Here is a 14104-nt window from a genome sequence, read left to right on the forward strand (position 1 = left end):
CGCAGGTCAAGACGTGGCGGGTTTTGCATACAGGTTTCCGGCGGCCGCTGAGCGTGTATGGGCGGGTGTTTGCGGTGGTTCGGGGGTTGGTGTTTTATGCGGCTGGGAGGACTTTTGAATAAGCCTCAAACTTCTTTCTTAGGTGTTGAGACCAAGGGAGGGAAATTCGTTTATGTGGAAGGTGCGCAAGAAGCTCGTAAAAAGAGAAGTATTTCCAAGCGATTGTTCAGTAATGGATCCCATGAGGCACATTATAGAATCCATCCGGCCTTTCGCCCCTATTTAGAAATTGACGATGACGATTTATATATAAATTAATATTTTGCAGCTCATGATCTCATTATCTACTTATTCCCGACGTCCTATTAAAAATAGTTAGAAAAATAAGACGCCGGTAAATAAAGTGTAAAAATTCTAGAAATAGTAGAGATGCTTTTCCCAGTTTGGGTCGCACTTATGCAAGAAGACGTCGCGATTCTCTGTCGCTTCGTTAGTTATATAAGCCATACAGGTTGGCTCAGCCATGAAGGCACCTGTTGCCCTAACCCTGCTCATGATTATCAAATTTGTGTAGTTTTGGTTCTTTTGCGTACTTTTTCTACGCAAAACCGCCTAAATTACGCAAAACTTGTCAGACGGACGAGGGTACAACCCGTTAAACACGGATGGCGCAATTTTGCTGGTTGGGTGAGCAAAGATGTGCCAAAACAGCAAAACTGCGCCAATCGCGCGGGTTGAAGTGAAAGTCAGACCCTAGAAGTAGTACGGGTATTCTTCCCAGTTCGGGTCGCGTTTCTGCAGGAAGGCGTCGCGTCCTTCCACTGCTTCGTCGGTCATGTATGCCATGCGGGTTGCCTCACCCGCGAAGACCTGCTGGCCGACCATGCCGTCGTCCGGCAGGTTGAACGCGAACTTGAGCATACGGATAGCCTGCGGTGACTGACGCGCAATATGAGCCGCGTACTCCAGACCCTTCTTCTCCAGCTCTTCGTGGGGCACAACGTCGTTCACAGCACCCATTTCGTACATACGCTGAGCGTCGTACTCCTTAGCCAAGAAGAAAATCTCGCGCGCGAACTTCTGACCCACCTGACGCGCCAGCAGCGCAGAACCATAGCCCGCATCAAAAGAGCCAACGGTCGCGTCGGTCTGCTTAAACTTGCCGTACTCCTCAGATGCGATGGTTAAGTCGGCCACCACGTGCAGTGAGTGCCCGCCACCGGCAGCCCAACCAGAAACAAGCGCCACAACCACCTTCGGCATAGTGCGAATCAGACGCTGCACCTCAAGAATGTGCAGACGTCCCGCACACGCAGGATCGATGGTCTCAGCAGTCTCACCGTCCGCGTAGTGGTAGCCGTCGCGGCCTCGAATACGCTGGTCGCCACCGGAACAAAACGCCCAGCCACCGTCCTTGGGAGAGGGGCCGTTACCGGTGAGCAGAACAGTACCCACGTTGGACGTCATACGCGCGTGATCAAGCGCGCGGTACAGCTCATCAACGGTGCCGGGGCGGAAAGCGTTACGCACCTCCGGGCGGTCAAAAGCGATGCGAACGGTCGGCAAATCGCGCACAATCTTGCCGGTTTCGTCGCGCTCTACCTGGCGGTGGTAGGTGATGTCCTGAAAATCCTCAAAACCCTCAACAACTCGCCACGAGTTGGGGTCAAAGATATCTGAAACTTTTTCGGGAAGCTCAATAGTCATACCCCCATCTTAAACGCCGAGATCCTGTTTTATCGTCGAGATCCTGATTTAAAACAGGATCTCGACGATAAAACAGGATCTCGGTGCAAAGGTGCGTGCGGTGAGCACACCCGCGCTAGATGCTCGAGGCGCCTACCACCCGATGCATCTAGCGCTTGAGCGCGCGCATCTGAGCCTGAGTTTCTTCGAACTCAGCCTCAATTTCGGGGTTGTGTTTGTAGGTAACTAGCGAAACAATTACAGCCAGGACGATGTTCACGATAAAGCCGGGAACAATTTCGTACATGGTGGAGTGCAGAGTCTCGTTGGTGCCCCACACGAAGACAGTAATAGTTGCTGCAATCAGACCAACGATTGCGCCCCAGTTAGTGAGCTTCTTCCAGAACAAGGAGAGCAGAACTAGGGGGCCAAACGCTGCGCCGAAGCCAGCCCACGCGAAGGAGACCAGTTCGAGCACGGAGCTATCGGGGTTCCACGCCAGTACACCTGCAATCAGCGAGATCACGAGGACGCCTGCGCGTCCCAACCACAGGCCTTCAGAGTTAGAAAGCTTGCGGCTTGAGACCACACCAAAGAGGTCTTCTGCCAGAGCCGATGAACACACCACCAGCTGTGACGACAGGGTTGACATCACCGCCGCGAGAACAGCGGAGAGAATAAAGCCTGAGATGAAGGGGTGCAAAAGAATCTGGGAGAGGTCCAGGAATACTGACTCAGCAGCGTCGGTGTCGGTCAGAGTAGCTTCAGGATGTTTAGCAAAGAATGCGATGCCAATAAGACCGGCCGAGCAAGCACCGATGACAGTTAGAACCATCCAGCCGATGCCGATGCGACGACCTGTAGGTGCATCTGCTGCCGAGCGCAGAGCCATGAATCGGGTGATGATGTGCGGCTGACCGAAGTAGCCCAAGCCCCATGCGGCAGCTGAAATGATGCCCAGGAACGAGGTGCCTGCAAACCATGACAGCGCGGTGGGATTCACCTGCTGAATGGTTTCAACTGCACCGGCAGGACCACCCACGTAGGAAAGCGCCATGATGGGCAGGAGCAACAGTGCCGCGAGCATGAGCAGACCCTGCACCATGTCGGTGTAGGACGCGCCGAGGAAGCCACCGAAGAGGGTGTAGAGAACGGTGATGCCCGCGATCAGTAGCATGCCCCAGTGGAAATCCAAACCGAAGGATGACTGGAAGAATTTGCCGCCTGCAACCATGCCTGAGGATGCGTAGAAAGTGAAGAAGATGAGCGTAATCAAAGAGGTGAGAACGCGCAGAAGCTTGGTGTTGTCACGAAGGCGATTGTGAAAGAAGACGGGCACCGTTACCGCGTTTTTGGTGACTTCGGTGTAGATGCGCAGGCGGGGAGCAACGAGTTTCCAGTTGACCCACGCGCCGATGGTGAGGCCGATGGCCATCCATGCTTCGGCGAGACCTGTCATGTAGAGCGCACCGGGCAGGCCCATGAGGAGCCAACCCGACATGTCTGCTGCGCCTGCAGAGAGCGCTGCGGTTGCGGGGGAGAGGCTGCGGCCGCCGAGAACGTAGTCATCGAGGTTTTCGTTTTTACCTTTAGCCCAGAAACCGATGGCAATCATGCCAGCGAAGTAGATGGCAAGTGCAATGAGCTGCCATGTTGAAGAAGCCATGCGTGCTCCTAGAAGTAGTGAATAAAAATGTTGTAGTGTGCTAGCTCATAATGATACGTCACAGTTTGCGTATTAAGGTGCTAGACACTTTAAGTTTGAACGGAGATTCTTATTTGCCGCTGCTGTGCTTGTCTAAGGTATCTCAGCCCTCAGGAAGAAGCCTCTCTGAATCAAGATTCTTTGCAGAAGCCTTTGTTAGCGTCGAGCGCTAAGCGAGGTTGGACGCTTGTGGTAGGGCGCCGGTGTGCGTGGTAATCGCGATAGCTGACCGGTTGGTTTTCCATGCTAAAAGTGCGCCGGAGAGAGCAATCAGCCCGATGCCTAGGTAAGCCCAGAACGAGAGTACCTGCCCCATCAGCAGAGTACCCACTAAGGCGCCAATGACCGGGTCAAGACTGAAAAATACGCCAATCACGGCTGAGGACGTCAGGCGTCCGGCCATCGAGTCAGCGGAGAAAGCAAGGGCGACGCCGACGATACCGGCCACTGCGGCGCGAAGCCAACCTTCAGCATCCAGCTGGCCTAGATGAGGTGCTGAGAAAGGCAAGAGCAAAAGAGCAGAGATACACACCGAAATGCTGATGCCTTTGAGCCCCGCCGTTGCATCGGATCCACCGCCCATGCGAGCAGAGAGCAGAGTGTACGAGCCCATGCAGGTGGCACCCAGTGCGGCAAAAACGTAACCTAGCCAGTTGGAACTTGAGAACGTAGGCCCGGCAATCAATATGACGCCGGTGAGCGCCACAATTGCAAACAGCGAGTCCTTCAGCTTCCTCACTCCGAGCAAAGACACGACGAAAGCGCCGAGGTACTCAATAGTCACCGCGATGCCCAGCGGTATGCGATCTACCGCCAGATAGAAAAAGACGTTCATCAGCGATGCCACTACCGCATAGATCAGCACCTGAGGCCAATCATTTCTTGTCAGTCGCATGACGCGAGGACGCACCAGGACAGCCAAGAAAATACCGGCGATGAGCATGCGAAACCCAGAGACAGTCACCGGTGAAAAATCTTCAAACAAAGAAGCAGCGACTGCCGTTGAAATCTGAATACCCAGGCTTCCTGCCATCACCAAGAAGAAAGCGGCTGTTCCCCGGTGATGATGCGGGACTTTTGCGATCACAGAACCGCTAGCCACAGCAGATACTTTCTAAGTCGGTGGGAATCACCGTCCACGGCTCCCGCGAAATGGTGTCGGGGTTAAAGACCTCCAGCATTTGCTGGGCGGTCTCGGGCAGATGCGGGCCGCCCTCACCGCGCCAGGGCGCAAGCGGCATCGAAGCGGCAATCATGCGCATCACCTGAGCAGTGCTCACACCTCCAGCACGCAACTGAGCAAGCGTCACCGCGCCGTCACGCTTTGCCAGACGCTTTCCCTCAGTATTCAACGCCAGCGGAACATGCACGTACTCGGGAATATCGATACCCAATAGAGTTGCAAGATAAGCCTGACGCGGCGCAGAGAATAAAAGGTCATCACCGCGCACTACCTGCTGAACGTTCTGAAAACCGTCATCGACAACCACGGCAAGATTGTAGGCGGGCTTTCCATCATTGCGCACCAATACAAAGTCATCGACAGCGCCCGTGTAGTCACCGGCAAAACGGTCGTACACCGTAAATTCAGCGGTATCAGCGGCAAGACGGAGGGCAGGCGGACGCACCTGACGACGTTCCTGCCTCTCCGCATCCGTGAGGTGACGGCAAGTGCCCGGGTAAGCGCCGGGAGCTGCATGCGGCGCGCTCGCCGCCTGCTGAATCTCCTTGCGGGTGCAGAAGCACTCGTAAACCATACCTGCATCACGTAGTTTTTGGACCGCGTCCATATGCTGCGGGATGCGGGTGGACTGCACAAGCACCTCGCCGTCCCAATCCGTACCTAAGGACGCCAGATCATCAAGCTGGCGTTGTGCCGCTCCTTCTTGAACGCGGTCAAGATCCTCAACACGCATCACAAAATCGTGCCCCTCAGATCGCGCAAAAAGCCACGCGAACAAGGCGGTGCGCAGGTTGCCCAGGTGTAAATCGCCGGAAGGTGAAGGAGCGTAACGGCCAGCAGAAGGTGAAGACAATGTTTGAGAATCCATAGGCTTCAATATTAAAGGGTGGGACGCTAAACCTTTGAAAAGCGGCTAAAATACCGTAAAAAATAGGCTTCACTAGGAGATTCTTTCGCCGCTTATTACTTAACAATGAGGTCATCTTTGCGTCTTAAATGTGATAGAGAACGCAAAACACGGCGATTCTAGGTGCAAACCGCATCGATTCCTCAAGAGTGAAGTACCGTGGTGCTATGGCACGTACTACAGAAATAGCTGACGGCGTTTATCTCATTGCAACAGATAACTACCGTCTAAACTCCGGTCTTATTCTTGGATCGGAAGAAGCTATGGTGATTGATACCGGCGCTGGCCCTAGGCAAGGCGCCGAGATTTTACGCGCAGTTCGTAGAATCACCGAGCTCCCTCTCAGCGTTGTCAACACTCACACGCACTTTGACCGCTTCATGGGTAACGCCGTCTTTGAATCCGACGGTGCAGATGACTTCTGGGCGCATCCGCGCGCGGCGCACGCCATCGAAAAATACGGTGACCGTCAGCGCACCTATGTTGAGGTTCTTGAACCTGAAATGACTCACCAGCAGGGTGCCAATACCCACCTGGTTATTCCTAACCGTTTGCTTCCGGGCGACGGCAGCCGCGCATCCTTCACCAGGGTTGAACTTGGCGACCGCGCAGTCACCCTCTTTTACCTCGGCTTAGCGCACACCGATAACGATGTTCTGGTGGGCGTTGACGATGTACTGTTCACCGGCGACATTCTTGAACAGGGTTCTGACCCTGCATTTGACGATTCTTACCCCGATCAGTGGGTCAGCACCCTTGAACAGCTTGCAGCGCTAGACCGTTACCGCGTGTTCGTTCCCGGCCACGGCATGCCCGTGGAGAGCCCATTTATCGAGCGCATGGGGCAGACCATGAAGGACGCTATTCACAGCATTCGCGCTTCAAAACTGGATCAGAACGCTAGCACCACCGCGGCTATGTACAAGCTACCGTACAGCCCCGGTGCAACCCGCATCCTACTTGATCGACTCACCTGGCTGGATCAAAAAGAAGAAGCCGGCGTGAGCCTGTCGGAGGTTCGCTTTGGCGATAACGAAACCGGACTTACCGGGCCTATTACCTTGGGCGAAGGTCAGTAGCTTTTTCGTAGATACACTCAGGGCGGCTGGGACTTTTGATGAGTTCCAGCCGCCCTGAGTGTATGCGCTTGTATGAGGTCAGTAAGTCCAGACCTTGGTGTAGACCTTACGCTTCTTATTTTGCGGTCTGAGCAGAGCAATCAAGATAGCGGTGCTGAAGAAAGCGACGGCCGCAATCATGCAGGTTGCGCCAATAACCGCTGAACCCGCCATGGTGTCGGTGTAGACCAGCAGATACATAGCAACCGCGCAGAAGCTGAGGAAGAACCCACCAATCAGTAGCAGCGGAATCATCACTAGGCCAGAGCGTTGTGTGTTGCTCATATCAAGCTCTTCGGATCGCAAGAAACGCAAGAGGGCGAGCCCCACGATGGTCCAGCTGGCGGTGACGAGAATGCCCGAGATGACGTCCACGGGGCGGTGCCATTCGTTGATAATCGTTGAGTAGCCAGCGGCAAGTGTAAAGAGCATGCCGATAAAACCGACCGCCGGACGCAGGCGCTTAGGCGATGCGAGGAACAGCATGGCAACAGCGCTTGCCGCGAACGTGGTATGCCCTGAAGGCGCTGAGTTCATCGTAGCTTCTTGAATGCCGTAGTTGGGCTTGGTGAGTATGACATTTTTGATGACCTGCGTTGTTGCGTTGGACGCCAACGCTACACCGATGCCGACGATAGCCGGGACAAAGCGGTGCTTCCAGATCAACACAAAGAGAAGGCCGGTGACAGCAAAGATGCCTGCTGCCGCGGGTATTTGATCGAGACCTGTGGCGGTCTGCGGCTGAATAGTGAGGAACTGGTAGGCGTATTCGCGGAAAGCTACTTCATCAAGTTGCTGGCCACTGGGGGTGAGCACAAAGAACCAGAGGCTTGCGCACAATAGCCCCACAATGAGCAGCCAGGCTAAGAGGTGCTGAATGATTCCCCAGGTGCTGGGGCGAGTCTGCCGAATATGCGAGGGTAGCCCTGAGCGCATAGCATTTGGAGCTTGGGGATTGGACTGATTGAAAGTCTGCGGGGCAACCTGCGTCTGATAATCGCGAGGTAGCTCTACCTGCTGATGAGAATTTTTAGTAGGCTGAGCGGGCAGAAGAAAGGACGCGACCTTGGAACCTTTTAAGGTAGGGCGCGTTATTTTCTGTAGCGGTTGTGTAGCATTTTTGCTAACGGGCATCTGCTGGGTTGCAGGCGCGGTGTGTGCTGCTCGCACCGGAAAAACTTCGGTGGGATCATCGTTGAACTGAGAGCTACGTGCGCTTGCCGGTATTTCGTGGTGAGATTTATGCGAAGAAGCCGCGGTAATGACGCGGGTTGGTTCGGTGTCGGGGCCTGCGACAGGGTGAGAGTCATTATCGAGGTTGAGAACCTCAGTTTTCTCGTCGTCAGAGAAAGCGTCGAATGAGAGGGTGCGCGAAGTGTCGTGAGGGGTGTTGCCCCGGTGATTATTTCGGTAACTCATAGACGGTATCCGCTTTCGCTTGATGACGTAAAAGTGAGTGTCGCAGCAAGATGCGACCAGTAGTTAACTATGCCCGAGAAACCTTTAGCTTTGCTGGGAATCTACTGTATTCGGTGTCAGCACTTACGCGGTAACGTAGAGCTATGACGAGTGCTAATGAATTAGTTGTACCCCCTCTTGACGATATTTTGTCCACTCTGCGTGTGGTGAGCATCCCTATGAAAGTGAAGTTCCGCGGAGTCACGTACCGTGAGAGCGCTCTTATTAAAGGCCCCGCTGGGTGGGGTGAGTTCGCTCCATTTCTTGAATATCAGCCAGCTGAAGCGTCCGCATGGCTGAAGGGCGCACTAGAGGCGGCGTGGCAGGGCTTCCCTGAGCCTAAGCGTCATGAGATTCCTTTGAACGCCACTGTTCCTGCTGTTGGGGCTCATGAGGTTGAGCGGGTCCTTTCCCGTTATGAAGGCTCAATCCGCGAGGTAAAGGTGAAGGTTGCTGAGAAAGGACAAACGCTGAGCGATGATTGCGCGCGCGTGGCAAAGGTTCGGGAGCTTTTGCCCGATGCCGGTATTAAGGTGGATGCGAACATGGGCTGGGATCTACCGCAGGCCGTGGAATCGCTGACGCACCTTTCGGAGTATGACCTTCTTTATGCTGAGCAGCCGGTGGCAACTATTGAAGGTCTGGCGCAGGTTCGCGCTGAATTGCGTGAAAAGGGCAATTCTTTGTTGATTGCTGCGGACGAGTCGGTGCGCAAGGCGGAGGATCCGTTGAAGGTTGCGCAGGCTAAAGCAGCAGATGTGTTGATCATCAAAGCCGCCCCACTAGGAGGAATACGAAGTGCACTTAGAATTGTGGAAAAATCTGGTCTTCCGTGCGTGATTTCTTCTGCGCTTGAAACGTCTATAGGTATAAGTGCAGGTGCTGCGCTTGCGGCGTCGCTACCTGAGCTTCCTTTTGGATGCGGCTTAGGTACTGTCTCTTTGTTGGACGGCGATGTCACTGAAAACTCGCTCGTTGCACGAGATGGAATGTTGCCGGTGCGAACCGTGGAGCCTTCGCAAGAGTTGCTCACGCGATTTAGTGCTTCGGACGCGCGTGTGCGCTGGTGGCGTGAGCGAATTGAGCATAATTATGCGCACCTAGTAATAAATAACTAATTTAACGATTGGTTAAATAAATTTATAGCGATGAAATTTAGTTTGTTTAAAAAATAACGTTGGGTAAACAAAGCCCCTCACTTGGTTAGTTACTGGTAAGTAGGGGACAAAATCTGGAAGTTGGTGCTGCTCAAATTCCTGAAAGTACCCTTGTATATAAAGAAAAAATAGAATCGGTGGAAAATATTTTTAAAAAATTGTCCCCAAACCGCCCACAAGTATGTTAGGCTGGTGCTACCGCAAACGGATACCGTAAATTACCCAACGGTAATGAAGTTTGTAGAGAATAAGTTGTAACCCCCGAACTTAAGGAAAACCTATGTTTTTGTTGATGGCCCCCGCATCAAAGAAGGCTCACTCTGTAGCGAAGAACCTGCGTCAGGTTTTCTTGACTCCTGAGCTCACCGAAGATGAGCGCTGGGATCTCTACTACGACTACCGCACCAACTAAGCTTCAACTGGTTGCGACCGTCCCCCAAAACTTAGTGTGGATTACTCCTTGCCACACTTGGCTACAAATGAGGTAGCCATATGCCAAAGCTCCTTAGCTGTCTTCCCCTAGAGATAGGTTGAGCTGAAAGCATATTGATAAGCCCTCGCGTCTTACCCCAGACGCGAGGGCTTTTGTTTTAAGCATGCTCGTAGCGGAGTATGTCTGGGAGGATTACCTGACCACGGAATAACAGATGCGGTGGAAACTATTGTGGTGCGGTTTTTCACGTTAATCTGCCTTTGTTGCGCACCGGCTCAGATGTTAACGGGCGAGTAGAATAGAGCGGTGATGAGTGAATTACCCGTACCTGCTTCGATCTTTACCGCTGTTTCAGTTCTAGATTCTCTAGTTCGCATCGGTATGCGCCATGTGGTGGTATCACCGGGGTCTCGTTCCGCCCCCTTAGTGTACGCTGTGGCCGCACTTGAAGAGGCCGGGGTTGTGCAAACCTATGTGCGCACCGATGAGCGAACCGCAGGTTTCACCGCTCTTGGGTTGGCGAAATCATTGAATGAGCCGGTTGGAATCATCGTGACCAGTGGTACGGCGGTAGGCAACCTTATGCCCGCTGTCATGGAAGCTGATCATCAAGGACTGCCTCTGGTGGTTTTGAGTGCGGACCGTCCGCCGCGTCTTCGGGGAACCGGTGCTAACCAGACCACGAATCAGGTCAATTTTTTCGGCTCACACGTGCGCGCGACCGTTGATTTAACTGCTTACCCTGAAGAAAGCACGGGTGAACAGACCGTAGGTTTCAACGAGTGTCTTGCGGCATTAACCGGACGCGACGCGCATGTGTGGGGCAACGCATCGGGCACGCCGGCAGGCCCTGTTCAGGTTAACTGTGCCTTTGATACACCGCTGACTCCGAATGACGCTGCCGAACAGATTCTTCCGCAGTGGGCGCAGAGCCTTAAAGAAGTAGAGCGTCCGGCATCCGTTATTGCTGCTGATCCCACCGTAGAACCGTGGCTTGGTTCAGATCATCTGCCCGCCGAGGGCTATCGAACCGTCGTCGTTGCCGGCGATGGCGCGGGCGCAATAGCTACGGAATTTGCTCAAAAACTCGGGTTGCCGTTATTCGCTGAGCCATCATCGAACGCCTTGTTTTCTGCCAACGCCATTTGCGCATATCGAGAGGTGCTTTCTGAAAGCTTAGGGCAGCAGATAGAACGCGCTGTAGTTTTTGGCCACCCCACCCTGTCGCGTCCTATCTCGGCTTTGCTCGATAACGCAGATGTTGAAAAAGCTATCTATGAGCCTGCACCCGTTGCCTGGTACGCTCCTGGGCGCCGTTCCGAAAAACCCTATAAATACATAGCTGACTTGGCACGGTTCGCCGGTAGCGGTCACGGTGTCTCAGCCGTGGGTTCTGAGCAGAGCTGGCTGAATGCGTGGGTTCAGGCAGGCGAGAGCCGCCGCATCGAGCATCAGCAGAACATTGATCGATACCGTGAATCCGGCGAAAATTCAGGACGCGCCGCTGCGCTTGCACTGGTGCAAGATGCCTGGAACGCCTGCCGTGAAGACGGCGCTTCACTGGTCGTTGGGTCTTCGAATATTATTCGTGATCTCGATTTGGGTGTGGTGTCGCGCGCTACCTCACCGCGCGTCTACGCCAATAGAGGGCTGGCGGGTATTGATGGCACCATCGCCACAGCCATCGGCATCTCCCTAGCAGGGGAGAGCGGCAAAGAACGTGGCGCGTCCACACCGCAGAAAGTCCGCCTCATCGTTGGTGACCTCACCTTCTTGCACGACGCGTCCTCGCTGAACATTGGACCGCTTGAAACAAAGCCGGATGTAGAAATCATCGTGTTGAACGATCACGGTGGCGGTATTTTTGGCACGCTAGAGCACGGAAAATTAGGCAAAAAGCCCGTATATAAGAACGCGGTGCAACGGTATTTCACCACCCCGGTAGATGTGGATCTTGAGGCTCTAGCGCATGCCTACGCATCCTCAGGAATTAGCGTAAAAATTGTGAACGTCTAGGTGCGCATCTGAGATTTTTCGCATAGCCCCTGCACAGTGCCATATTCGAGGCGTAACGTGGGGAGTGGAACGATCACTTTGCGTTTGCGAAAGGACTCATCATGGCAGGAACTCATGAAGGTACGGCTCTAGTTTTTCCTCAGCTTACCGAGGCCTTTGAACCGTTTGATAACAAGCCTCACGCGCAAAAGATTGTTGATGCAACCGGCGCTAACCTCGTCATCCTTGAATTTGCGCAGGGGCAGGTGTGGCGCGAGCATCACAGCGTTCACCCCGTGATTGTTCAGGTTCTCAAAGGACGCGTAGAGTTCACCGTCAAGGACGAGATTATTGACCTCGTGCCAGGCACTCCTATTCACCTCACCAGTCATCTGCTTCACGAAGTGCGTGCGATGGAACCTTCCACCGTTATGGTCACCATGCTCACCGGTGAAACTTACGATCCCGCAAAGACCAACGTTGAAGGCATCCGCAGCATCTAGTTTCTTTTCACTCACAGAAAATAACGAGTGAGAAAGTGCGTAAAACACACTAAAAAATGTGCTGTGCTGACCGCGACGTACCCACAAAGCGTCAGAACGTGAAACAATAGCAAGGTGAATCGAGCAGACCTTAATAAGAAAACAACAGACATTGCCTCAATGTTCGACGAGGTAGCACCGCGCTACGACCTCATGAACGGCATCGCATCCCTGGGCCAGCACATTTACTGGCGTAAGCAGACTGTTGCCGCGGTCGACGCACGCCCCGGCCAGCGAGTTCTAGATATCGCTGCGGGCACCGGCACCTCCTCAGAGCCATTTGCCGATGCCGGTGTTGATGTTGTTGCCGCTGACTTGTCAGAAGGAATGCTGGCAGTTGGTCGCAAGCGTCGCCCCGACATGACCTTCGTCCAGGCGGATGTCACCGACCTGCCCTTTGAGGATGAAGAGTTCGACGCTGTCACCATGTCCTACGGTCTGCGCAACGTCGCTGATTTTCCTCGTGCCCTGCGAGAGATGTACCGCGTCACCAAACCCGGTGGACGCATCGTTGTGCTTGAATTTTCAACACCTACGTTCGCACCCTTTGCAGCTATCTACAAGAACTGTGTTTTGCCTGCTATTCCTCCGGTCGCCAAGGTGTTGTCATCCAACCCCGAGTCGTACGTTTACTTGGGCGAATCAATCCTCGATTGGCCGGGGCAGGCCGAACTCGCGCAGCACTTTGCAGATGCAGGCTGGGCAGATGTGAAGTACCGCAACCTGACGGGCGGCATCGTTGCAATCCACCGCGGTTTCAAGCCTTCCAAGTAAACTGATAAAACACCTTCCTGATTCGAATAAAAGAGAAGCAACACTACTGTGACTGATACCCCCGTACATAAAGCGTCGGCTGATTTAGCTGGTGAGTTTGAATTCAACCTGCCTAAGGGGTTTGACCTCATCGCTGAAGATCCGGAGTTGGGCCCGAAAATCGTCGAGTCGCTGGCTGAAATTGAGCAGCGACTCTCGCGTGCTGTCGAGAACACGAATCACTTGGCAGATGTAGCGTCGCGTCACTTGCTCGACGCCGGTGGTAAGCGTGTGCGCCCCCTGCTGACTCTCTTGGCGGCTGCAGCGGGCGGCGAAATCAACGATAAGGTGCTTGATGCCGCCGTCGTTGTTGAGCTCACCCACCTTGCGACTTTGTATCACGATGATGTCATGGACGATGCGCCCAAGCGCCGCGGTGTTGATACCGCGCAGACTATTTGGGGTAACTCTGTTGCGATTCTTACCGGTGACCTCATCTTTGCTCGTGCCTCTTTGATCGTTTCTGAGTTGGGCGCTCGTGCGCTGGCTATTCAGGCTTGCACCTTCGAACGTCTGGTTCTTGGCCAGCTGTTTGAAACGACTGGACCGCAAAACGGTGATGATCTTTACAACCACTACATCAAGGTGATTGAAGGAAAAACCGGTTCGCTGATTTCCGCTGCCGGCGAGTACGGCACTGTGCTGGCGGAGGCACCTGAATCCGCTGTGCAGATGCTGGTTCGCTACGGCGAATTGGTGGGTGTAGCCTTCCAGCTTGCAGACGATGTTATCGACCTGACCGGCGGTACCGCTGCCGGTAAGACTCCCGGCACTGACCTGCGCGAGGGCGTTCCCACCCTGCCCACCATTTTGCTGGCACAGGAAGCCGAGGCAGGAGATGAAGAGGCTCAGCGTATTCAGACCATGATTAGTGGTGATTTGAGCAGTGACGCCGCGCTTGCAGATGCGGTAGCTGCCCTGTCAGCTCACCCCGTGACTCAAAAGGCATGGGACATTGCCTACAGCTGGGCTGACGAAGCGATCGCTGCTATTGAGCCGTTGCCGGATTCCACCGCTAAAGAAGCGTTGAAATCCTTTGCTCACGCTGTAGTCAAGCGCGATATCTAAGGAATCTTTGAGGCTGGGCTTTCCGAACAGGGGAGTCCA

The 14104-nt window shown here is 54.0% G+C and carries 12 protein-coding genes; 7 read left to right on the forward strand and 5 right to left on the reverse strand.

Annotated elements, in window-relative coordinates:
- Positions 1–753: 753 nt before the first annotated feature.
- The 4 genes from HF984_RS04420 to gluQRS all read right to left on the reverse strand — a co-directional run bounded on the left by HF984_RS04420 (position 754) and on the right by gluQRS (position 5442).
- A complete protein-coding gene (locus HF984_RS04420; RefSeq protein ID WP_168614478.1) occupies positions 754–1707 on the reverse strand; it encodes a 1,4-dihydroxy-2-naphthoyl-CoA synthase in 954 nt (317 codons plus the stop codon).
- Positions 1708–1855: 148 nt separating this feature from the next.
- Positions 1856–3352, reverse strand: coding sequence for a sodium/proline symporter PutP (gene putP / locus HF984_RS04425; RefSeq protein WP_168614479.1), 1497 nt, complete (start codon positions 3350–3352; stop codon positions 1856–1858).
- Between the two features lie 208 nt (positions 3353–3560).
- Positions 3561–4493: an EamA family transporter gene (locus HF984_RS04430; RefSeq protein WP_168614480.1), complete on the reverse strand. Its 933-nt coding sequence runs from the start codon at positions 4491–4493 to the stop codon at positions 3561–3563.
- A complete protein-coding gene (gene gluQRS, locus HF984_RS04435) occupies positions 4486–5442 on the reverse strand; it encodes a tRNA glutamyl-Q(34) synthetase GluQRS (protein WP_168614481.1) in 957 nt (318 codons plus the stop codon). The genes HF984_RS04430 and gluQRS overlap by 8 nt, the downstream gene beginning before the upstream one ends.
- A gap of 206 nt (positions 5443–5648) precedes the next feature.
- On the opposite strand from gluQRS, the gene HF984_RS04440 reads away from it, so the two are divergent.
- Positions 5649–6560: an MBL fold metallo-hydrolase gene (locus tag HF984_RS04440; protein WP_168614482.1), complete on the forward strand. Its 912-nt coding sequence runs from the start codon at positions 5649–5651 to the stop codon at positions 6558–6560.
- Between the two features lie 78 nt (positions 6561–6638).
- Here the strand turns inward: HF984_RS04440 and HF984_RS04445 are convergent, their stop codons facing one another.
- Entirely contained in the window at positions 6639–8018 is a 1380-nt protein-coding gene (locus HF984_RS04445) for a phosphatase PAP2 family protein (protein WP_247596462.1), read from the reverse strand.
- Positions 8019–8161: 143 nt separating this feature from the next.
- Here HF984_RS04445 and HF984_RS04450 point away from each other — a divergent pair, with 143 nt between their 5' ends.
- The 6 genes from HF984_RS04450 (at position 8162) to HF984_RS04470 (ending at position 14065) form a co-directional block, all read left to right on the forward strand.
- Entirely contained in the window at positions 8162–9175 is a 1014-nt protein-coding gene (locus HF984_RS04450; protein ID WP_168614483.1) for an o-succinylbenzoate synthase, read from the forward strand.
- A 319-nt stretch (positions 9176–9494) separates the two neighbouring features.
- Entirely contained in the window at positions 9495–9626 is a 132-nt protein-coding gene (locus HF984_RS11700; protein ID WP_265578803.1) for a hypothetical protein, read from the forward strand.
- A gap of 330 nt (positions 9627–9956) precedes the next feature.
- Positions 9957–11663, forward strand: a complete 1707-nt coding sequence (gene menD, locus HF984_RS04455) for a 2-succinyl-5-enolpyruvyl-6-hydroxy-3-cyclohexene-1-carboxylic-acid synthase (protein WP_168614484.1) — start codon at positions 9957–9959, stop codon at positions 11661–11663.
- Positions 11664–11764: 101 nt separating this feature from the next.
- A complete protein-coding gene (locus HF984_RS04460; protein WP_168614485.1) occupies positions 11765–12145 on the forward strand; it encodes a cupin domain-containing protein in 381 nt (126 codons plus the stop codon).
- A 114-nt stretch (positions 12146–12259) separates the two neighbouring features.
- Positions 12260–12958, forward strand: a complete 699-nt coding sequence (locus tag HF984_RS04465; protein ID WP_168614486.1) for a demethylmenaquinone methyltransferase — start codon at positions 12260–12262, stop codon at positions 12956–12958.
- Positions 12959–13006: 48 nt separating this feature from the next.
- Complete coding sequence (locus HF984_RS04470; RefSeq protein ID WP_168614487.1) at positions 13007–14065, forward strand: polyprenyl synthetase family protein; 1059 nt, start codon at positions 13007–13009, stop codon at positions 14063–14065.
- The last annotated feature ends 39 nt before the right edge of the window (positions 14066–14104 follow it).

This window comes from Rothia terrae (assembly GCF_012396615.1).
GTDB classification, from domain to species: domain Bacteria; phylum Actinomycetota; class Actinomycetes; order Actinomycetales; family Micrococcaceae; genus Rothia; species Rothia terrae.